This window comes from Solibacillus sp. R5-41, assembly GCF_002736105.1.
GTDB lineage: Bacteria > Bacillota > Bacilli > Bacillales_A > Planococcaceae > Solibacillus.
Map to the genome: position 1 here is coordinate 2,072,534 of NZ_CP024123.1, position 20,718 is coordinate 2,093,251.

General features: G+C 33.2%; 24 protein-coding genes and 2 pseudogenes. 2 read left to right on the plus strand and 24 right to left on the minus strand.

Translation table 11 applies throughout. The features are described 5' to 3' along the window. Window positions 1-242 precede the first annotated feature (242 nt). The 7 genes from CSE16_RS09945 to CSE16_RS09985 all read right to left on the minus strand — a co-directional run bounded on the left by CSE16_RS09945 (window position 243) and on the right by CSE16_RS09985 (window position 6,113). Window positions 243-461: a DUF3923 family protein gene (locus CSE16_RS09945; RefSeq protein WP_099423756.1), complete on the minus strand. Its 219-nt coding sequence runs from the start codon at window positions 459-461 to the stop codon at window positions 243-245. A gap of 174 nt (window positions 462-635) precedes the next feature. After that, window positions 636-1,094, minus strand: a complete 459-nt coding sequence (locus CSE16_RS09950; protein ID WP_099423757.1) for an NUDIX domain-containing protein — start codon at window positions 1,092-1,094, stop codon at window positions 636-638. Window positions 1,095-1,312: 218 nt separating this feature from the next. Further along, entirely contained in the window at window positions 1,313-1,852 is a 540-nt protein-coding gene (locus CSE16_RS09955) for a hypothetical protein (RefSeq protein WP_157764784.1), read from the minus strand. Between the two features lie 274 nt (window positions 1,853-2,126). Continuing rightward, entirely contained in the window at window positions 2,127-2,438 is a 312-nt protein-coding gene (locus CSE16_RS09960; protein WP_099423759.1) for a YjcQ family protein, read from the minus strand. Window positions 2,439-2,566: 128 nt separating this feature from the next. Continuing rightward, window positions 2,567-2,971, minus strand: coding sequence for a hypothetical protein (locus CSE16_RS09965; protein ID WP_099423760.1), 405 nt, complete (start codon window positions 2,969-2,971; stop codon window positions 2,567-2,569). A 1,007-nt stretch (window positions 2,972-3,978) separates the two neighbouring features. Beyond that, on the minus strand, window positions 3,979-5,445 hold the full coding sequence (locus CSE16_RS09980) for a HAMP domain-containing sensor histidine kinase (protein WP_172954375.1): 1,467 nt from the start codon (window positions 5,443-5,445) through the stop codon (window positions 3,979-3,981). Continuing rightward, window positions 5,433-6,113, minus strand: a complete 681-nt coding sequence (locus tag CSE16_RS09985; RefSeq protein ID WP_099423764.1) for a response regulator transcription factor — start codon at window positions 6,111-6,113, stop codon at window positions 5,433-5,435. The genes CSE16_RS09980 and CSE16_RS09985 overlap by 13 nt, the downstream gene beginning before the upstream one ends. Before the next feature lie 243 nt (window positions 6,114-6,356). Here CSE16_RS09985 and CSE16_RS09990 point away from each other — a divergent pair, with 243 nt between their 5' ends. Next, window positions 6,357-7,580: a DUF418 domain-containing protein gene (locus CSE16_RS09990; protein ID WP_157764785.1), complete on the plus strand. Its 1,224-nt coding sequence runs from the start codon at window positions 6,357-6,359 to the stop codon at window positions 7,578-7,580. A 355-nt stretch (window positions 7,581-7,935) separates the two neighbouring features. Here the strand turns inward: CSE16_RS09990 and CSE16_RS09995 are convergent, their stop codons facing one another. From CSE16_RS09995 to CSE16_RS21865, 10 genes and pseudogenes are all read right to left on the minus strand, one after another. Then, a complete protein-coding gene (locus CSE16_RS09995) occupies window positions 7,936-8,301 on the minus strand; it encodes a hypothetical protein (RefSeq protein WP_099423766.1) in 366 nt (121 codons plus the stop codon). A gap of 51 nt (window positions 8,302-8,352) precedes the next feature. Beyond that, complete coding sequence (locus CSE16_RS21355; protein ID WP_157764786.1) at window positions 8,353-8,520, minus strand: hypothetical protein; 168 nt, start codon at window positions 8,518-8,520, stop codon at window positions 8,353-8,355. Window positions 8,521-8,616: 96 nt separating this feature from the next. Continuing rightward, window positions 8,617-8,910: a hypothetical protein gene (locus CSE16_RS10000; RefSeq protein ID WP_099423767.1), complete on the minus strand. Its 294-nt coding sequence runs from the start codon at window positions 8,908-8,910 to the stop codon at window positions 8,617-8,619. 197 nt (window positions 8,911-9,107) lie between these two features. Beyond that, window positions 9,108-9,416 (minus strand): hypothetical protein, encoded by a 309-nt coding sequence (locus CSE16_RS10005; protein WP_099423768.1) that lies wholly within the window; start codon window positions 9,414-9,416, stop codon window positions 9,108-9,110. A 781-nt stretch (window positions 9,417-10,197) separates the two neighbouring features. After that, window positions 10,198-11,475: an IS110 family RNA-guided transposase gene (locus tag CSE16_RS10010; RefSeq protein ID WP_099423704.1), complete on the minus strand. Its 1,278-nt coding sequence runs from the start codon at window positions 11,473-11,475 to the stop codon at window positions 10,198-10,200. Between the two features lie 241 nt (window positions 11,476-11,716). Then, on the minus strand, window positions 11,717-12,109 hold the full coding sequence (locus CSE16_RS10015) for a topoisomerase (protein ID WP_099423769.1): 393 nt from the start codon (window positions 12,107-12,109) through the stop codon (window positions 11,717-11,719). A 760-nt stretch (window positions 12,110-12,869) separates the two neighbouring features. Then, window positions 12,870-13,406 (minus strand): D-glycero-alpha-D-manno-heptose-1,7-bisphosphate 7-phosphatase, encoded by a 537-nt coding sequence (locus CSE16_RS10020; protein ID WP_099425804.1) that lies wholly within the window; start codon window positions 13,404-13,406, stop codon window positions 12,870-12,872. A gap of 282 nt (window positions 13,407-13,688) precedes the next feature. After that, a complete protein-coding gene (locus CSE16_RS10025; protein WP_216641138.1) occupies window positions 13,689-14,120 on the minus strand; it encodes a terpene synthase in 432 nt (143 codons plus the stop codon). 77 nt (window positions 14,121-14,197) lie between these two features. Next, entirely contained in the window at window positions 14,198-14,761 is a 564-nt protein-coding gene (locus CSE16_RS10030) for a hypothetical protein (RefSeq protein ID WP_099423770.1), read from the minus strand. 61 nt (window positions 14,762-14,822) lie between these two features. After that, window positions 14,823-14,921: pseudogene (locus CSE16_RS21865) on the minus strand (cytidine deaminase); the annotation flags it as partial. A 506-nt stretch (window positions 14,922-15,427) separates the two neighbouring features. Here CSE16_RS21865 and CSE16_RS21360 point away from each other — a divergent pair. Next, the gene (locus CSE16_RS21360) at window positions 15,428-15,601 is read left to right on the plus strand and encodes a hypothetical protein (protein WP_157764787.1); all 174 of its coding nucleotides are present in this window, start codon (window positions 15,428-15,430) and stop codon (window positions 15,599-15,601) included. Between the two features lie 25 nt (window positions 15,602-15,626). Here CSE16_RS21360 and CSE16_RS10040 read toward each other — a convergent pair. From CSE16_RS10040 to CSE16_RS10070, 7 genes and pseudogenes are all read right to left on the minus strand, one after another. After that, window positions 15,627-16,437, minus strand: a pseudogene (locus CSE16_RS10040) (IS3 family transposase); the annotation flags it as partial. 220 nt (window positions 16,438-16,657) lie between these two features. Continuing rightward, window positions 16,658-17,221 (minus strand): signal peptidase I, encoded by a 564-nt coding sequence (lepB, locus tag CSE16_RS10045; protein ID WP_099423771.1) that lies wholly within the window; start codon window positions 17,219-17,221, stop codon window positions 16,658-16,660. Between the two features lie 164 nt (window positions 17,222-17,385). Beyond that, the gene (locus CSE16_RS10050; RefSeq protein ID WP_099423772.1) at window positions 17,386-18,042 is read right to left on the minus strand and encodes a CPBP family intramembrane glutamic endopeptidase; all 657 of its coding nucleotides are present in this window, start codon (window positions 18,040-18,042) and stop codon (window positions 17,386-17,388) included. A 219-nt stretch (window positions 18,043-18,261) separates the two neighbouring features. Next, window positions 18,262-18,768 carry a GrpB family protein gene (locus CSE16_RS10055; protein ID WP_099423773.1) on the minus strand — a complete coding sequence of 169 codons (507 nt, stop codon included), beginning with the start codon at window positions 18,766-18,768 and terminating at the stop codon, window positions 18,262-18,264. Between the two features lie 126 nt (window positions 18,769-18,894). Beyond that, complete coding sequence (locus tag CSE16_RS10060; RefSeq protein ID WP_099423774.1) at window positions 18,895-19,125, minus strand: hypothetical protein; 231 nt, start codon at window positions 19,123-19,125, stop codon at window positions 18,895-18,897. 149 nt (window positions 19,126-19,274) lie between these two features. Continuing rightward, window positions 19,275-20,078 carry an alpha/beta fold hydrolase gene (locus CSE16_RS10065; RefSeq protein WP_099423775.1) on the minus strand — a complete coding sequence of 268 codons (804 nt, stop codon included), beginning with the start codon at window positions 20,076-20,078 and terminating at the stop codon, window positions 19,275-19,277. Window positions 20,079-20,466: 388 nt separating this feature from the next. Next, window positions 20,467-20,658 (minus strand): hypothetical protein, encoded by a 192-nt coding sequence (locus CSE16_RS10070; protein WP_099423776.1) that lies wholly within the window; start codon window positions 20,656-20,658, stop codon window positions 20,467-20,469. Window positions 20,659-20,718 lie beyond the last annotated feature (60 nt).

Here is a 20,718-nt window from a genome sequence, read left to right on the forward strand (position 1 = left end):
CTATGTTATAATTAAGGAATCCGCTGTATATGCAAGATTTTATTCAAAATATGATCCAGTTCAATTTCTTTTGAACAGCATTGAAAGCTTTGTTGTATCTAAGTTCTAACGATAGTGCAAAAAAAGGTGTATATGAATGAAATACAGAAAAACACTTAATACATTGGTATGACAATGTTTTAAGTGTTTTATCTCGTCCCAAAACTTTTATTTGGGAACGTTATTTTACTTTGTATGCATGGTTATACAGATGCTCTTTTATTAATAATAAATAAAAATATAAGATGGCATATAGCAATGAAAATAAATAAACCACCTAACAATACTAGAGAAAACCATTTTAATTCAGGTGTTTGAACTACACCAGCAGCATCTACTTCTCTAGTATAAATAAATGTAGCTAAACCGCCAAATACGACAATCCAAAAAGCAGTAAGCGTCCACCATATTTTTTTAATCATTTTTATTCCTCCTTTTAATTAAATCTACGGAAAGAGGTTAATGGAGTTTCATATTTTCCCCAAAAATATATTTAAAATCAAATCAAAGTATAGTTCCCAAAGCATCCTTTGGGAAGATTATTGAAATGCTTGTTGCACTAAAGCCCCTTTTATTTGAAGAAGGGAGTATTAGAATTAATTAATATCACCTACATAAGTTGTAGATTTTCCACTGTCAAAATAAGAAATTAAATGAGGCCTTAATGCTTTTGGAAATAAGTTATATTCTAACAACTCCTTAATTGGTAACCACTCTGTACCTATTTGCCCCTTGTCAGGACTGTTTCCAATATGAAATGTATCTAGCTTAACATTACACAAAAACATAAATTCAGTTTGATGTGCATGAGAATGATAGGAAGCTAACTCATGGTTTTTTCCAATGTATTCTCGTACAAAGATCAATTCTCCAATTTCAACCTCCGCACCTAACTCTTCTTTGCACTCCCTTTCTAAAGCTTGGTGAAGATTTTCACCATGTTCTTGACCACCACCCGGTAAAATATAATATGTTCCACTATTTTCTTGTATTTTTATGACTAATAAATTCCCGTCTTTAACTATAACTGCTTTTGCTGAATTTCTTATTGCCATTTTAAATACTCCCCTTTAAAAATTCAGTATTTATTCTCAATTTTCTAATGAACTACTCCTCTACATTAGAAAAAGGAGCTTTGCTTCTATTCAACAAAAGAGTGTACATCTCCTTCTTCAACTAACCTGCCCCGTTAGTAAAAAAGAAAAAAGAGCTGCCTATGCAACTCAATATTATTCAAGTATTGCCCCCGTTAGTTAAAATATTAATTGGGACACTAAGTACAGGAAACAAAATACCAATTATTATTCAATTTTTGCATCCTAATTATAGTAGCCTGAACATCTTCGTTAGTTGGTTCTAATCCTCTTGGAGAAAAAACGTATCCCGAAAAATTATCTAGGATTCCCCTTACTGTGAAAAAGAATAATTTATCATTCATTTTCATAACTTCATTTCCGTCTGACAATGAGAAATTATTGTACTTTTTTGGAACTAGGAATAAATTCCCACTTTCATTGGATGGTTTGATTTCACCATTTATAATTTGTCTAGCCACTTCTTCACGCTTATCCAGTTTAAAAGAAAATTCGACGTTCTGAAATAGAGGCGATAATGGTCGATCGATTACCAAAAAAATCAATGTAACACTTAAGATTAAAGGTAGGAAGCTTTTTACTCTGGTCTTTTTATATCTTCTAAAAATATGTACTACTGAAAGTATGAAAAGTACAATTCCTCCTAAAAGCAAAAGCAACGTCAAAGGGAAATAGATAAAAAGCGCAACTAAAATACTAGAGGTGAAATGATTTATCATTTCACTAATAATCGATAAAACAATGAATACAATTAGTGTATATGTAATCCAATTGTTCTTGGTTATTCTTAAAGTCCTAATAAATATTCCTCCCCAATCATTTTATCTCACATAAATATCCAATTCCGAGTATTATCAACCTGCACGTTTGTACGATTAGAAAAGCATTACTGTTATTTCAGTAAACTGCCTCGTTAGTTCAAGAAGAAAAAAGAGCTGCATAGGCAACTCAATGTTATTCAAGTAAAGCCCCCGTTAGTTGAACAAGGGGCATTTAAATTTCTAACCATTCATTCACATTAGCAATGCCACTATATGTTTTAATCCAGACGATGTTTTTTTCTAAGAATTCTAATCCTACATTAGTAAGATGTGCTGAGTTAAGTACAACCGAGTGAACAGTTTCATCATACCACTCATCATCCTCAAAGTAAGAAATGGTGATACCCTTCACATACCCATAATATTCCATGGTGTCTAAAATTTCAGCCCACATAAACAATTCTAAATTATAATCTATATGATTAGGGATTCTCCCATTATTTATTTCAAACAGTATACTGTACATCAATTTTTCCTTATCCACGTTCTCCCCCCTAAAAAATTCATCTTAAACTATGCTGCTCCGTTAGTACAATAAGAAAAAGAGCTGCCTTAAGCTGCTCAATGATCTTTATGTAAAGCCCCCGTTAATTTAAGAAGAACTAAAGGCCTCTACTCTTGATTAAAATGCAATAATTTATCTAATGGCATTTCTGATTCTTTAAAACCATATTTCTTTAACATCATTTGTTCTATCGCTTTTTCAGGGTTCTCTTGATAAATCTTTATAATTACTTCACAATGTGCCAAAGCTAAGTGTTCTGTAAGCATTTGTGCAAATTCACGCAGTATTTCTTTATGTTCATCTTTAACAGCTTCATCAGAGAAATATGTAGCAGAGACATAGTTTGCACGTTGGTCATCTTCTTCATAAATTAAATCTGGAATTTCAAAATCATCAAATGTGGCAGGTCGAAATTCATCTAAAATGGCTAAAGCATAATGTTGGTCGCCAATTCGAACATCCCACACTTCAAAGTCTCTTAATCTAATTTTACGTTCAAAATAATCAATCAAACTAAAACGTCCCCTTTCAATTTATTTTACTGCTGATAATCAATCAAAATTACATCTTCTTATTCAACTATTCTGCGCCGTTAAGTGAAAAAAATGCAACCAAAGCGTGGTTTGGAAAGCCTTCCTCGTAGAGTCACCAAAGTCTGATTTGGGAACGTTTATTGTATTGTAATGAATAACTTATTGTTTATAATAACTAGTGCTTATTATAATGTCTGGTATCACATTTCACTCGAATCTTCTTAACAAGAGAATCAGAGTATCCTATCGTCTGAATGAGCAATTCTACTGACCAAAAGAGCATTCCTATAAGTAAGGCGTATTTAAAAATAGGAGATGTTGAGTACCCAGCTATGTAGACACCATATAACATCATAAACAAAAACCCTATAAGCAGAAGAATTTTTTTTAGTTTTATCAAATTACTAACCTCACTTTAAAAGACTAAAGAATTTAAATTATTATCAGTGTACATGCCTATGGATACAAAGTAAATATCTGTTTAAAACGAACCCGAAGCGTCGTTGGGCACATTTTCGAAACGCTTGTTGTACTAAAGCACCCCGTTAGTTTAACAAGAAATGCTCCCCTAACGGGGTTTTGTACCCATCTCGGTTGAATATTCCAATGGGTATTGGACATCATGCTTTCCACAAACAATTAAAGTAGGGGTTGAAATTAATTTCAATTTTCTTGTAAGGTCATATATTTGAATTTCCCTATCAAAAAATTCAAACTAATAGCTGATATATCTTTAGTTATAGCCAATGAAAAATACTGCTCATATTTATTTGGCATATAGAGAGATAATTTTGTACGTTCAATTTTTAATTTATTTCGCTCATCTGTAGAAAGTTCTTTATTTTTAATTAATCGGAGTAAATTTTGTATTTTCTCAAAATGGACATGTTCAGAATTATAAATACAATCATTTGAAAAGGTCATATAATCTCTGATATAAAAGTGTCGTAAACCTAATGATATTACAACAAATTAATCCAAATACTTTATAACTCACAGATCGTTACTTTCACATGCGCCCCACCAATTTCTCGGTTATTGACAGTAATATCTCCTCCATGCTTCTTTACAATCGCCTTAGCAATATATAGGCCTAAACCTGAGAGTCCATTTTCTTCCGAATCTTTATTTTTTTCCTGATAATATTTATCGAATACATTTTGTTTCCTTTCAATTGAAAAACCCGGACCGTTATCAAGGATATCAAATGAAAGACTTCCATCTGTCTCTACGGCTATAATCCATTCAATTTCACCATTTTTAGGTGTATAACGAATACTATTCGTAATAATATTATCAAGCACCTGAGAAATTCGATCTGGATCAATCATTCGTATACTTTTGTCATCTTCGTCAATCATTCGATGATTAAAAGCGATACATTTCTCCGCACATAACCTTTGATATTCTTGGCTTTTCATTTGCACAAATTGATAGATATTTGTTTGTTTAGTATTAAGGATGAAGGTGGGTTTCTCTACAAGTGCAATCTCATTCAAATCACTTATTAAATGACTTGCATAATTTGTATTTCTAATAATCGTTTGTAAATACGGCACTAATCGTTCTTTTTGTCTTTTTCCACTTTCTAATAACCCTTCAGCATGACCTTGAATAATAGTTAATGGATTTCTCAAATCGTGTGAAATGGCTGCCATCATATCTTTTCGTTCTTGCTCTAGTTGAAGTTGGCGATCCAGAGAGTCTTTCAATGCCGATCTCATTTCTTCAAACGCTTGAGTTAGTTGCTCCAATTCAATAGAATAACTAATCGTCGGCAAGGTGAAGTCTAAGTCCTGTTCTTTTATTTTTTTTGTACTTTCAATAATTTCGTTAAATGGTCGTTCAAACTGTTGACTTAACAGTTTTCCAGCAAAGTAAGAAAAAAGATAGAAACACATAAATGGTGTTACAACAAACAGAATCATTAAACCAAAGAAGATAATCATCCATCCATTATGAGGGTTTGATGTGATTAGGCTAAGTCCATACTTTAAAGCAATAGCCCCTTGAACCTTTCCTTGGTCGTCCTTAATTGGGTAATACTTTACGAATCCACCATCTTTTTTCGTTACACCATCATTTATGTTTTGCTTTAACTCCTTAGCACTGTCAACAGAATTTGTCTGATAAGTACCGTAAACAACCTCGCCGCTTAAATCAATGACTTGAAAATCAATCCCATCTATAGGAATTACTGACTCTAATTGCTTTTGACTATTACTTGAAAGCAAAGACGCCCCAACATCATCTATATATTTTTCAATAGCAGGTAGTTCCTGTTCATAATAATTAGCGGGATTTAGCTTATTCGTTGTATACAGCAGATACATACAAAAGAGTAACAATACCCAGGTTATTATAGTTGCTACAACACTCTTGACTAAAATAAGGTGGAAAGAAGTAATAAATTTGGTTCTTAATGTCTGATTTTTTCTATTTATTTTTCCCATCGATAACCTCTTCCCCATACCGTTGTGATACTAGGTACTTGTTCACCAACCTTTTGCAGCTTTGCTCTAATGTTTTTGATGTGCTCATTTATGGTAATCGAATCACCTGACGCCTCTAAGCCCCACACTTTCTCATAAATTTGCTCTCGAGTAAGTACTTGTCCACAATTTACCGCAAGATATTGAATAATTTCAAACTCTCTCGTAGTCAATAAAACCTCTTGAGAATCGTAGAACATTTGATAGCTTGCTAAATCAATGATTATCTTCCCAAAAAATAAACAATGCAACTGACTATTACTTTTTCTTTCTTCCCTACGTAAATGGGCATAAATTCGCATTTTTAATTCTCTTAAACTAAATGGCTTTATTAAATAATCATCGCCACCAACAAGCAAACCTTGGACGAGATCATTTTCTGTTTGCTTTGCACTTAAAAATAAAATAGGCATATTCACACTTTTTCTAATTTGCTCACATAACTCAAACCCGTTCATTCCTGGCATCATTACATCAAGAATCAACAAGTCAGGCCTATGCTTTAATTGGCCTAATGCATCTATACCATTTGCAGCTTTCAAGACTTGATAACCTTCATCTTCTAAAGCATCTTGCAAGAAAGTAAGTATCTCTACTTCATCGTCAATAATTAAAATCTTCTCTTTCATTAAAATCACCCTATCCATTTATTTATCTCAATCAAATTCGCCTTGGCGAATTTAAGTCCAGTCGAGCTTAGTTAAAAGTACTGTAAAATTATCAAGAAAGAATAAAGAGCTGCACCCTTTGCAAAAAAAATGTATTCTCTTTATAAAATCTTGATAATTTCAAGTTAAAGTTCCATTATCAAATATTTTTCAGCAGAAAACGATTTGCTGAGAGACAATATATCAATCAAAGGATGGATGATTATGAAACAAAAGCTTTCACCTATTTCAAGTAAAGATCGCCTAGAAACAATCGATATGTTACGAGGTTTTGCGCTTTTCGGCATCATTATAGCAAATATTGTTTGGTTTCTTTATCCTGTTTACTTGCAGCAAGATCCCTCTTTTACAAATGAATGGACGTCCTTTTGGAATCAGTCTGATTACACAGCCAAATCCATTCTCTCTATGTTTGTTGACGGAAAGTTTGTGATGCTCTTTTCCATGCTGTTCGGTTTTGGAATGGTCATTATGCAGGAAAGAGCAGCTGCTAATGAGTTACACTTTTGGGGAATCTATTCTCGACGACTTATCGCTTTATTTATTTTCGGTTGTATACATGCGTATTTCATCTGGTTTGGGGATATTTTAACAGACTATGCAATCCTAGGTTTATTACTCCTATTTATGCATAAGTTAAAACCTAAAACTATGCTAATCATTAGCGTAACCTTATATAGCTTACTATTCATTCTTTTTACGGTAGGAACACTGTTATCCGATCCCGCCGCTATGACGATGGAAATATCAGAAGAAGACCGCCAGCTTATTCAAGCAACAATAGAAGTCCATCAAAATGGAAGCATTAAAGACCTATTTGAAGCAAATCTATTTGAAAGAACTTATTATACAATGAGAAATGGGTTATACGCCCTTTATTCAGGGATGCCACTCGGCTATTTGTTTACTAACCTTCCTTTTCTACTAATGTTCTTATTCGGATCTGCTATCGCGAAGAAAAAGTGGATACATCATTTTCAACAGTATCGAAAAGGCTTTTTCATTACTTGGCTCATTACATTAATAATTGGTGGCACCTTGAACTGGATCTTACCTTTCCTTTTAGAAAATGAATCTGCTGTTCAAACGATTCAATATGTAAGCTCACCACTTGTAACAATCTTTTTTGCGATTAGTCTTCTTTTCATTTATCACACGGTAAAAGGTAAGAAAATATTACAGTGGTTTACTTTCCCAGGAAGAATGGCATTCACTAACTACATTAGCCAATCCATCATATGTACTTTCTTATTCGGTCCTTTTGTATTTGGCGTATATGGCAAGCTACACTTAACAACAGGAATTATGATTGCAATTGCAATCTACGCTTTCCAGATGCTCTTTAGTAAATGGTGGTTGTCCAAATTCCGCTATGGTCCGTTGGAGTATATTTGGAGAACGATTACTTATTGGGGTATTAAAAGGTAAAGTGAAACTTAATCAGTGGGGATATTCTTTATCCCCACTGATTATTTAAGGAACTTCCTGTTGGTCAGTACCAATCGGACTTTTACGGGATAAAGTCGTCCAACCTAAAGAGGGGGACTTTTCTTAAATCCACTTTTTCATATTATAAGTTCAAACCGCCATCACACGTGTTAATTAACCAAGTTTGATTAAGTGACTTTAGCCTTCTTGGATTAAACTGCTGCGTTAGTTGAAGAGGAAAAAAGAGCTGCCTAAGCAACTCAACGATCTTTCACTAAAGCCCCCGTTAGTTGAAGAATATTTTATATGGAAATATTATAATTCCGCAAATTACAGCTACCCACAATTGAACTGTTTATAATTTTCCGTGCGGGAATCGAGCATTTTGATAGCATTTTACTAGTTTACTTAACCATTCATCACTAAGTCCCCAAATTTCACTCTCATATATTAAACCAAAATCGTCCGAACCATAGGCGGCGATTTCTTCATTTTGGGTCAAATTATAGAGTTCCAAATATACTTCTTTACGCACACTTTCTGACAAATTTTCTTCCCCATCTAAAGCTTCTTTTTTCTTTTTTAATGCCTCTAATTCATTCCAAACACGTACCCATTCTTTATCAAATACGGATGAATCCCTCATATCTAAAACTTTATCAAAATCCATATCTGAAAAATCTATTTTTTTCAACTGCTCTAATAAAGTATCTGCAATCATGATCTTTCTCCCTTCGAAAAAATTAAGGCTGACTATATTGATTTGTTTGAATCAACTTTCTTGTCTATTATGTTTCTGTTGGATATAAGACTTTAATAAACTCCCAATAGCTATTCCAATTACTAAACCTAATTCAATATTTTTTGCAACGAAATGACCAATAAAACCACCAAAGACTCCCATTAAGATTACTGTTTTAATCCAACGTAATTCGTACATAACTATCTCCCTTTCTAAGAATGGTTTCTATTTTACTTTTACTTCCACCAGCATTATATTTTACTTTTTATTTAACGAATAAACTTGTTAATTCATTTAAAATGTAGATTGATTTAATAACATCATAATAGTCAACATTCCTGATAAACCAACAGTAATTAAAATTGTTATTACTCCTCTTAAAAGTGGCTTCCCGTCTCTTATACTTGTCATTCCAATTATCCCGAAGAATAAAGTTATCCATGATATAAAGCAAATAATATTTAAAACATCTGTACCTGTTATTTCAATAACAAAATTAGAAAATCCTTTCCAATATGCTGCTATCAAAAAGAATATTAAGCAGACTATCGAAAGGACAAAAGACAATACATTAATTTTTTTTCTCATAAAAATCACCTCTTTGTTACTATACAATCTTTCTTAAATCTTTTATATAGCTACCAATCTTTGGTTTGGGAACGTTTATTAAGTTTGTTTTGTATGCTTTATAAATCCTTTTTGCACTAAAAACCATTTTTTGTTGCATTAGAATTTTAGAAACTCTTACACTTGTTTGAATTATTTTCTTGTGCAATATATTTGGACTAAATTACGACAAAAAGCAGAATTAAGAAAATCGTCGCAATCAAAGATAAGGTTCTACCCAATTTTGCCCCCAAGTCATTTTTGAACTTATAACCCAGAATCAATGCTGATATATAGAAAATTAGCGAATAAAATATTGTATAATGCAATCCTGTGTCACCATTTGACCAAGGATTTAATCCAATAAATCTTAATATACTGTCTCCGTATGATTCTCTATCACCAAACGAAAATGAAAATAATATTCCAAATATAAATAGTAATAATGAAATCGAACCTAACCCGATTTTTTTATAATCTTGGTTCAAGAATAAAGTTCCCCTTCCAATTTTTATATATATAAATATTTATTCACTACTCTTTTAAAACTTCCTTCTTATTCAAAGATTTGCGTCGATAGTTAAAGAAAAAAAAACCAAAGCGTCGTTTGGGAAAATTTTCGAAATGCTTGTTGCACTAAAGCCTCCGTTACTTTGAAATGTAATATTCCGAAAGATGTATCTACTGCGAACAAAAAATACAGAGTACATCTTAGGGAAATCATTACATCATATTTGGAATAAATACTTCCATAAATAAGTAGTAGCCTAGAGCCCCAACGACTAAGCCAATAAGGATTATTACAATCGATAAAGTTTTAGTTTTCATGATTTTCACCTCACCTAAATTTTAAAAAGAAAGGTTCTTTATTGATACTCTATTTTCAAGATTGACTAACCTCCCTCTATAAACATTGAGATATCAACGGTTTCCATCACTTCGTGATTTAAGAAAAATATTTTTCTCCCCTCTGATAAACAGAGTCTTGAATTTATAGATTATATTACCAATTAAAGCGTACGCTTCGCTAAAACTAATGGAAATCATTAGCTTTTTTATCCATTATTTTGATGCACAATGGATCTCTGCGATGCTTATGACGACGTACCCTCCCATGTCTCTTAGCGTCAACGCGCTTACATTCCTTCGTTCGGTCTATTCATAAGGCAGAGGCCTGCTAAGCTGCCCCGGGGACTCATAGTCTAAGTTTAGTGATATTGCCGGCTTCTCCGTATCATCCTTTTTGTTATAGCTCTTTGATCGAAATGCTTACGCTGCCTCTCCGAGAGAGTAGAGATCTTTCATCATAAGTTGCTCGTTAAAATACACTTTCTTTTTACAAATACCATGTAATATTTTCAGTAATTTACCACAGAGAACTACCATCGATTGCTTACCCCGTAAGGGATTCTGATTCCTTGTGGTGTAGTATTCGTGAAGTTGTTTGAATGCTAGGTTATGCCGAATCAAAGGAACAATCACTTTGAAAAGGATATGTCTAAGTCTCTTACGTCCACGTTTTGATATATGTTTTTGACCCTTATGTTGACCAGAAGAGTTTTCACGTAATGTTAGTCCCGCTAGTTTAATGAGTTGGCGTGGATTTTCGTAAAGTGAAAAACTCCCTACTTCGGAAAGTAGATCAACAATTGTCGCATCTCCTAAACCTGGTACTGACGCGAGTAGGTCATATTCCATCGTTGTCTTTGCCAATTCAGTTAATTGGTCATTCACTGCTTCGATTTCAGTTTCTAATAAGCGAAACTGACGTAGGAGTGTGGCGATTTCATGTTTGGCCATCTTTTGTCCTTCTGTCAGTCCTATAGAGTTTGAAGCCTTTTCAATGAGTAGCTTAGCTTTTGGTAGTTGTGGAGCTCTCATACCCCCTACCTGACGGTAGAAAAATACAAGTTCTTCCGCGGTTTTCCCTTGAATGTCCTGTGGCATTGGTGTTCTTTCTAATGCAGTAAGTGCCATTTTTCCGAAAGTAGGAAAGACTTGAGTGAATTCAGGAAAATATCGATCGAGCCAACGAATGATTCGATTTTTAATACTTGCTAGATCTTCCGTTAACTTTAATCTAAGAGTAGAACCAATCCGTAGTTCAGCTTCTACTTCTTTTAATATTCGTGGATAGCTAAAGCGTCCATCTTTCAATAACCGTGCGATGACTAATGCATCTTTTTTATCATTCTTAGTCGGCAAATTATCATCAAGTTCTTTCGAACGTTTGACGTGCATTGGATTCACCATGACAAGTGGGATTCCGTATTGATCTAAGAAATAGGCTAAGTTCATCCAGTAGTGGCCTGTAGGCTCAATCCCTATTATTACTTCAGTTTTCTTAGCTTCCTTCATCATTTGACGAATCTTTTCATACAAATTTTCGAAGCCTTCTTTCGATTGATGTACCGCAAAAGCTTTTTCTATTACTCGCCCGCGTTCATCGACAAAACATGCGTAATGAATACGCTTAGCAATATCCATGCCGACAACCAGTGTATTTTCAGTAACTTGATTAATTTTGTTATTCCATTTAGAATGCATAAAGGAGTCCTCCTTGTTTGATGATGGGTCAATGGTCGTTGACACTCATGCATCATACTAGAGGGCTCCTTTTCTTTCAAGACCTCGAACATCTTTCAAACAGGAATGCTGCCCCGTTAGTTCAATAAGAAAAAGAGCTGCATATGTAACTCAATGATCTTCAAGTAAAGCCTCCGTTAGCTTAAGTACATTTCTTCACAATCTTATTAAGCAACTGTATTTTTAAGGTTGTTTGAATCCTTTAAGAACTTTTGCGATAGTATTTTCTAATTTTTATTGTTATGTCTCCTTCATTAATTTTTACGTTTTCTGTTTCAGAAACTTTCTTTATAGAATCTTTAACAATTTGTTGAATCATCGTATCATCAACTTTTACATCCTTCGGGAAACTTACTGATACAGACAACTCTTTAAAATTTCCACCTGCGGATATCGATATTTCCTCACTATCAAGCTCCGTTTGTTCTGTAATAGATATTATTATTTCATTGTGTAATTCTGATAAAAAAATTCTTTCGGGTGATAAAATTGCATCATTTTCCCCGTTTTCCGTAATATCTATTACTTCCTCTCCATTACACCCAACTAACAAAATCGAACTAAATACAATTCCTAAAATTATAGTTTTTTTCAACTCCTCTATTTCCCCTTTCAAAAATAAATTGCACATTCCACAACAATTCTACATACATAAGTTTGAAGGTATATATTGGTTAAAGTTACAAATTAAAACATAATCTTCTTTAACTAATCTGCCCCGTTAGTGGAATAATCAGCTGTTTTATCCAGTTTAACACTTTTACAAATACTGGTATATAGAGGTGTGCATTTCTTTTACCTTTGCACAAACATCGCTCAAACGATTCGATAATGGGACAGATGGATACTTGGTTACGTGGATTGTCTAGGTCAGTGTGAGAGCAAAACAAAAGGACTTGCGTGTAATTTAACGCACAAGTCCCTAGATTGATGTGTTATTCTCTTTAATTTTGATTATCTAAAAGTCTATAATATCCCACATTATTCATTATGTTTAAATAGTAAGCCTTTCCAACATATTTTTAATATCCCCAAATACTAATCAGCATGATTATAATTCCTATCACTAAAAATGAAATGGAAATTCTTGATAAACTTCAGTTAATCATATCAATAATAGTCATACCTATAAGAACACCACTGATTGCTGAAACAAATGACCAAAAGAATCGTTTTATAAAGTTTTCTGTGTCCCCAAACTTATTTCCTCATTTCTTGTTGCTTGCGATAGTTAAGTACTATTCGATTTGAATTTTGAGTCTTCGTAGACGTAAAGGAACGATTGTTAGTGTAAATGAAATCGGTCCAAATATGCACCCTACTAAATTCCACAATGGATAATTTTCCACTATGTGTTATTTCTTATCATTTTTAATATCACGAATAATCCATTGTGCTGCCTCTTTTAAATTTGGACACACTGCATCTGCTAATGGATCACTCTCACCAATAAAAACGGTTCTTGTACCTGCTTTTTTACCTGCCTGAATATCAGTATCAGTATCTCCAACCATATATGATTTTTCAAGATCAATTTTGTATTTTTCTCCTAAATCTAAAATCATTTTGCTATTTGGTTTTCTACATTCACACCCAGCCTTTGGTTTATGCGGACAATAGGCAACCTCATGAATCGTTGCTCCTTTTTTCTCCAGTTCAGCCACCATATAGTCATGAATTTTATTTAACTGCTTTTCCTTCATATAACCTAATCCAATTCCACCTTGATTTGTTACGACAAACACATAATCAAAATACTCATTTAAACTTTTAATTGCTTCTTCTACACCAGGTAAAAAATAAAATTGATTCGGTTCGTTTACAAATTTCACTCGATCAGTTAGCACTTCATTTATTACTCCATCTCGATCTAAAAAAACTGCCCTTTTCAATCTCATCACACCTTTAATTTTTAACATTACTTTTATTATGTTAAAAATTCTCGGCTTTAAGCATATATCTTTTTTGTAAAAAAACTTTAATTTTACTTCAACGACAATTGTTTCAATAAGTGCAACTAACCATACAAATAGAAGAATTATTGTAATTCCAATATCTGCTAACCTTTCAATTGTATTTCTGGTCTCAAAGAAAATCTTTATTCCTAAGAAAAAAATTACTCCTACTCCAAATAATTTTATGAATAGTTGCAATTTTTCCATATCAATAAGATCCTATTGCTGAAAAAGGCACAATTCCTCTTCAAGAATTGCGCCCGATTGTGGAAGATCGTTTTTCTGTGTCCCCAAACTTTCTTGAGATAAATTTAACCAATTTTTTTCATCAATTGTTTGGATTTTATACTTTGACCCAACTATATCTAACATTCTTTGATAAGTTTTAACATCCCAAGAATCTTCCACATGTTCATATAAGTCTTTTTGTATAAATTCTTGAGTAATATAGTTTGTAACAGAACTAATGTCAACTAATTCTCCAAAAAACTGTCTTAACATAATCGAATCCTCTTTTTCTAAAGGTTCATCTGATAGGAGATATATTCTAAATACATTAACAATTACATTTATATCTTCGTCATCTAAAAAATAAAGTGGCTCTAACTTTTTATCTTCTTCTGTAAAGGGTCCTCTAGTATCTTCACTCATGCATCATACTAGAGGGCTCCTTTTAGACCTCGAACATCCTTCAAACAGGAATGCTGCCCCGTTAGTTGAATAAGAAATTATTCGTACCCCCCGTTAGCTTCAGGAAGTTTTTTATATTCTTCTTTATTTTTAACTAAAGAGAAAACATAATTTCGTAACTCAATTAATTGCTTGGCATCATCAGATATTTCACAGTACTGTTCAGAAACAGTATGAGTAAATACTTCAAGATTAATCGTAATTTCCCATTCATCTTCACTAAAGGGTTTTCTTAAACAATTTGTTTGTGGATTAAAGTTTTTCGTTCCTGTTATATTTATCTCTTTCATTTTCTGATAAATCATATCCATTTCTTCTGCTGTAAATGTCAAATTCGTTGTTACTGTTCCATCAGCTACTAAATCCTTTGTTATTGTGTCTTCATAGGTATTAATTACATTCCTTTTATCAACACCAAATTCCACGATAAAATAGAAATCACTTGGTATTGCTTCTGGCATAGTAATAGTATTACTATCTTCTATTACAGCTTCTTTCTCCTCGATTACTTGCTTTTCTTGTGAACAACCAACTAGGAGAAAACAAGTAAGAAGTAAAACAAATAAGCCTGTCTCACTTTTCTTGAATTTATTTCGAAACATTTTCATCCCCCCTTTTTTATCCATAATTGTTAAACTAACCTGCTTCGTTAGTTTAACAAGGTCATTCAGTATCACTTGTATATTTTTCTGGTAGTAATTGCATTACATTACACTTTACTAATTCACCTTTAAAAGGAATGATCACATCAGTATCTTTCCCATTAGTAAAAAATGAAAGTTATTTTTCTCCGTACCTTCCATCCCTAATTGCTTTTCTATACTTACCATCTTCTTCAATAGCAATTGCTTCTTCCGTGCTTATTCCTTGTATAGCGTAATATTTTGTACCTTTTTTATACTATAAAGAATATCGTTTGGGAATGGAGGTATTCAACACCTTTTTCTAATTTATTTAACATTGAGATTAAACTATGAGTTGTAATACATACTTAAACAATTTTCTTCCTCCTAATAAATTCTATTTATTACCAAGACGTCTAAAATTACTTCCTGTTCCAAAATCGATTACGGTGTTGCCGCTGAATTTAAATAGCTTTAGCAATCTTCCACTAAACAGCCCTAAAGTTTAACAAGAAAAAGAGCCGTCTATGCAGCTCTTTGATCTCTTTAAATAAAGGAAAACCTGTGTTTTTATTTGTCTCATGTTATTAGGTCAATGCCCAACTCAATGATCTTCAAGTAAAGCCCCCATTAGATGTTGTTTCTTTGTTAAGTAAGGGACCATTTGAATTATCCGATGTTCGTATCGTTCAAAATTTACCGCCACATTACTATGTTTTAATTTATGTCTTCATTACAGCAAATGGTGATATTGAGCCAGTGTATTCACCAAACAGATGTTGCAAACGCAATGTCGTGAACGGTCAACCTCCAGAATGAAAAAAGTTAGACACGGTTATTTCATCTAGGCAGCTTGGGTAAATTGAGTTCGGTATTGTACCGGACTCAATTTTAATTTTGCCTTAATCCGTTTTGTGTTGTAATAATTTATATAGTTTTCGAGATCTTCTTTAAAGTGCTCGATACTTTCAAATTCTTTTAAGTAAAGAAATTCAGATTTCATGATGCCAAAGAAATTCTCCATTACGGAGTTATCGTGACAATTTCCTTTGCGTGACATACTTTGCACAATGCCTCTCGTCTTTAGGGCGTGGCGATATTGCTTCATTTGATAATGCCAGCCTTGATCTGAATGCATTAATAGATGATGGTATTCTGGTAAGCTTTCTAATGCCTTTTCTAACATCTCTGAAACTAAAGAATAGGTAGGGTCTAGAGCCAATTGTATAGGTGATAATTTCTCCGTTAAACAGGTCTAAAACAGGCGATAAATAAAGCTTCTCGCCAAATAATTTGAACTCTGTAATATCCGTTACCCATTTCTCATTCGGTGCTTCGGCCTTGAAATTGCGATCCAAAATATTATCCGCAATTTCGCCAACCGTGCCATTAAAAGATTTATATTTTTTCATGCGGACAATACACTTTAAGCCAAGTTCTTTCATGATGCGTTGAACCTTCTTATGATTCACTTTTTGCCCACGATTCGCGAGCTCATCACGAATGCGACGGTAGCCGTAACGACCCTCATGTTCATCGTAAATCGCTTGGATTTCAGCCTTTAAATCGACGTCTGGATCGGGTAAATCGAACTTTTTCGCCATATCGTAAAACGTACTACGTGGAATATCCGCATATGCCACAAGCGCTTTCACCGCTTGAGCTTTCCTTGCCATTTACATATCGTTGAACCGCTGCTAATTCCTCTTCTGGGCACATTTTAGCCATAGAAAAACCGCACCTCCTTGTTAGATGTGTCTAACAAATGGGGTGCAGTTCAGCTTTCATTTTGGAACGTTATTTGTATTCGTTTTGTATATTTTATTAACCCTTGTAACACTAAACCATCTAACTTATCGGCTCCGAAAAATGCGGTTATTTAACAATACCGATACTATCAAGTGGATAAATTTTAATGTTGGTTTTTCCTAAAACCTTTTCCATTGGTACTAACCCCACACTAGGATATCTACTATCAACACTATTTCTACGGTTATCACCTAAAACAAATAAATAGCCTTCTGGTATCGTTGAATAATCTGTTAAAGACTGTAAAGTGAAATCTTGTGTTAGTGTACCAGTGTCTAGCAGTTGTTTTTTATACAAGTCTAAATATGATTCTTCCAAAGCTTCATCGTTTATATAAAGCGTGTCATTCTCATAAGCAATATGGTCTCCTGGTAATCCTATGACACGTTTAATATAAATCTCACCAATAGGAGCTTCGAATACGATAACATCAAATCTATCGATACCAGAAATTTTCTTACCAATTTTATTTACTAAAACTATATCTCCATCTTCATATGTTGGCATCATTGAAGCACCATCTACTACAACTGGTGAAATAATAAACGTTATTATAGCAATAGTAAAAACACATGCTACCACAGTAGACTTAATCCAGTCTAGTAATTCCTTTTTCTTAGAGTTATCCAAAACAACATCACTCCTTTATTTACCATTAAATTAATTATAAATTATTAATATCACTTATATGCTTATTATTAGAATTACAAAAGTTATCAAAGCCCCTATTCAATTGAAAGGGACGTTTGATTCCCTAACTTTATTTGGGAATGTTTTTTTGAATAAATTATTAGTCAGTAGAAGAGTGATACTAACAAGTTATATAAAGAGTGGATAACGATTACCGACCAAAGAGAACCGCTTTTCTTATACACATAACCGAATATAACGCTCAATATAAAAGCTGTTAATGAAGTAGTTAAAATATAAGGAAATTCGAAAAGCCCTTTATAAAACCAAATAGGAAAATGAATGGATACAAAAAGTAAAGATGTAATCGCATTAGCTATCCAAAATTTAAAAGAATTCATCAGTTTTTTTAATAAAAAACCTCTAAAGACAATTTCTTCAGTAATCCCGACTAATAGTACAGTATTTAGCAATTCGTTAAACCCTATTCGAAAATCAATATTATTATGTAAAACTGTGAAATTTAATATTATGAAATAAGATATGAAAACTAAGGATACCCAACCTGCCCATTTTAAACCCTTTCTAAAGTTATAACGTAACCCTAAATAGGAAAGTGGAACCGCTTTTTCCATAACTTTAACTAATATTAAAACTGGAATTATCCAAATAACCACTTTAATAACGGCTGATAATATAGCTCTTGGAACAGAATTCATCAAATCTAAATATTGAACTAACCATAACTCTCTGATACACCATAGGGCAAAAAATGTTATGAAATATCCCCAAATATAATTCTTATTTATTTTTAAATCCATCAAACACCTCCTTTTTTTCTACTTCAAGAATCCTACTGAACTAAACCAATAGTATCGCTTTGTAAAATACCATTAATTTACTTGTACGAATGAAATTAATTAAAAATTTCAAAAAAGGAATAATCTATATATGATTTCAACAAGTTCCCAAAGCGTCGTTTTGGGAAAATTTTCGAAATGCTTGTTGCACTAAAGCCCCCGTTAGTTGAAGAACAGTATTTAATTTTTTTCTAAGATACACTTAACAAAATCAGATTTTTCATCAGTATATTTTTGTTTATTATTTTTATTTGCTACTGATAGTTTCTGTTTAAGTTGTTCATATTCAATTCTTGCGTCATCATTACTTCTTAAATAATCTCTAAATTTCAACTGATCGATTAGATATTTACTTCCACTTTGGAACATGTGGATTTGATGTGTCCTTAGTTCGCCTTTACTAAAATAATGCCTATCTGGCAAAATGTTGGTTCCTCGATATGAGTATCCAAGGCTTTCTAAATGTGAGATACAATACTCAGCATCGCTAAATTTATGTATTTCAACAGCAATATCAATAATCGGCTTTGCACTCAGATAATTTACTGCGGTACTTCCAATATGGTGAACATCCACAATATACTTACTAATTTTCTTCTGAATTTCCCCTTTTTCTAATAAAAATTCTTTTTCCCATTCTTCTGTCCAAGGGGTTAAAAAAACTTCACCTTTTGGTAACCCTAACATTTCATCACCTCGATTAACGGATTTGTGTATTTTATCTATTTTAGTTATATTTTTATAATTGTCAATATTTTCTTATTCAACTAACCTGCTGCGTTAGTTCAACAAGGACGTATTTTAAGATTTAAATTACCACTCTATATCCATATAAATTTCTGCAATAAGTCTTCCATCGATTGTTCCATTTTTAAAAAGAACCTCAGAAGTATCAAACTCTTGAGTATAGGAACCTCTAACTCGCGTAAGATAATATCCTTCTGGATTTTGGCTGATCCAATATTCTTCATTTTGATATGTAAAAGGGTATTCTTCTCCATTTGCTATACCTTCTTGGAACTCAATAAACTCTTTTAAAGTCATCTTTTCCACCACCTGTGAGCTTATTTTAAAATATATCTCCTTATTTCACTAAACCGCTGCGTTAGTTCAATAGGAAAAAGCTACCCTAAAGGCAGCCTTGTTTTGCTAAAGCCCCCGTTAGTGCAATAAGAACCCAAATTTATGAACAGTTATACAAGTCGAAAATTTTCCAACTCAAGTCTGTTTAACCAGTCATGAACTAATGCGTTAAATACATCGGTTTGTTCGATTTGTAGATTGTGACCAGCCATATCAAGCACTGCAAAAGTTGCCCTTGGGTAATCTTCAATTAGTCGCCACGCATCGTGATATCCGACTACATTGTCCTGACGCCCTGTGATAATTAGAATGGGAAACTCAAGTTTAGATGAAATATCGAAGGTAAAGCCATATCCATTTTGACGAATGTTGTTTAAGAATTCATAATTTGTTTGTTTAGAAGGAATTAAAATTTCATTTCGAAACCTCTCCCATTCAGTTTGACCTTGCACTACCCCCATGGAGCAAAATTCATCAGCATCCTCTGGTGACAAATGTGATATCAAGTTGCTGTCTTTTTTTAGAACGGTCTGCTGTGGTAATATCCTTTCATCGAACTCAGTTATAGTCATTGGTGCCATCAGCAGTAATCCACGAACTGTGTCCTGCCGTGAACAGACTATGCCTCTGGCAATGTATCCGCCATATGAATTACCACAAATAATAAAAGGTTGACCAGGGATAATCTCGTCCAAAAGACGCAATATCACTTCTAAAATATCATCAGAGTTCTGAATATATGGTTGTGACTCGGAATGCCCCATACCTGGTAAGTCTATGTATATTCTCTTCCAACCGCTTCGTTTCTCGAATAACGGTTCCATTGCATGTAACATCACTTGATGGTCAAGTGTCCAACCATGCAACATAACGATGGGATATCCTTCTCCAATTACTTTATGATAAATCGACATGTATTTGTTTCCCCTTTCACTGTAAACCAGATGTATCGACATGGAATTTAATCCTTCCATATATTACAATTTTAACAAATTTCCTTGTTCAACTAAACTGCCCCGTTAGTTCAATAAGAAAAAGCTCCCCTAAAGGCAGCCTTGTTCTGCTAAAGCACCCCGTTAGTTGCATTAGATTACACTACTAAGTCAGTTACCATAAAGGCAATATATAGTAAAGTAAGTGTGATAAAAGATAGTAAAAAGACCTTAAATTTCTCCATATTTACTTTTCCCCTTTATTCAACACTTCTGCACCGTTAGCACAAGAGGCGATTTCTCTAATTGAACAATCGCCCTCGTTAGTTTAAGTGCAATTTTCTACGTTCAAATTCCCCAATAAAACAATTTAGAATACTTTAAAAAATGCGTTTAGTATAAGAGCTAAAATCGCTAATACAACACAAATATTTACAATGATTACACTTATTTTGTTATCATTTTTATCGTCTTTATCTCCTCTACTTTGTTGTTTTACCTTTCTATATATACCTTGAACCTTTAATTGCTTTTGGATTTTATCTTGTTTTTTTGGGCTCATTCCTTTCTCCTCATAAACTATAACGATGCTAATATCATCTGTTTAATAACTACTTCTACG

Coding starts and splice junctions, on each gene's coding strand:
- CSE16_RS09950 (WP_099423757.1), bottom strand. CDS start 1,094: ATGGCAATAAGAAATTCAGCAAAAGCAGTTATAGTTAAAGACGGGAAT.
- CSE16_RS10060 (WP_099423774.1), bottom strand. CDS start 19,125: ATGACTTTAAAAGAGTTTATTGAGTTCCAAGAAGGTATAGCAAATGGA.
- CSE16_RS09955 (WP_157764784.1), bottom strand. CDS start 1,852: ATGATAAATCATTTCACCTCTAGTATTTTAGTTGCGCTTTTTATCTAT.
- CSE16_RS21355 (WP_157764786.1), bottom strand. CDS start 8,520: ATGTACGAATTACGTTGGATTAAAACAGTAATCTTAATGGGAGTCTTT.
- CSE16_RS09980 (WP_172954375.1), bottom strand. CDS start 5,445: ATGGGAAAAATAAATAGAAAAAATCAGACATTAAGAACCAAATTTATT.
- CSE16_RS10065 (WP_099423775.1), bottom strand. CDS start 20,078: ATGTCGATTTATCATAAAGTAATTGGAGAAGGATATCCCATCGTTATG.
- CSE16_RS10070 (WP_099423776.1), bottom strand. CDS start 20,658: ATGAGCCCAAAAAAACAAGATAAAATCCAAAAGCAATTAAAGGTTCAA.
- CSE16_RS10055 (WP_099423773.1), bottom strand. CDS start 18,768: ATGTTAGGGTTACCAAAAGGTGAAGTTTTTTTAACCCCTTGGACAGAA.
- CSE16_RS09990 (WP_157764785.1), top strand. CDS start 6,357: ATGAAACAAAAGCTTTCACCTATTTCAAGTAAAGATCGCCTAGAAACA.
- CSE16_RS10010 (WP_099423704.1), bottom strand. CDS start 11,475: ATGCATTCTAAATGGAATAACAAAATTAATCAAGTTACTGAAAATACA.
- CSE16_RS10025 (WP_216641138.1), bottom strand. CDS start 14,120: ATGAGTGAAGATACTAGAGGACCCTTTACAGAAGAAGATAAAAAGTTA.
- CSE16_RS10000 (WP_099423767.1), bottom strand. CDS start 8,910: ATGAGAAAAAAAATTAATGTATTGTCTTTTGTCCTTTCGATAGTCTGC.
- CSE16_RS10050 (WP_099423772.1), bottom strand. CDS start 18,042: ATGGATTTAAAAATAAATAAGAATTATATTTGGGGATATTTCATAACA.
- CSE16_RS10030 (WP_099423770.1), bottom strand. CDS start 14,761: ATGTTTCGAAATAAATTCAAGAAAAGTGAGACAGGCTTATTTGTTTTA.
- CSE16_RS09985 (WP_099423764.1), bottom strand. CDS start 6,113: ATGAAAGAGAAGATTTTAATTATTGACGATGAAGTAGAGATACTTACT.
- CSE16_RS09945 (WP_099423756.1), bottom strand. CDS start 461: ATGATTAAAAAAATATGGTGGACGCTTACTGCTTTTTGGATTGTCGTA.
- CSE16_RS09995 (WP_099423766.1), bottom strand. CDS start 8,301: ATGATTGCAGATACTTTATTAGAGCAGTTGAAAAAAATAGATTTTTCA.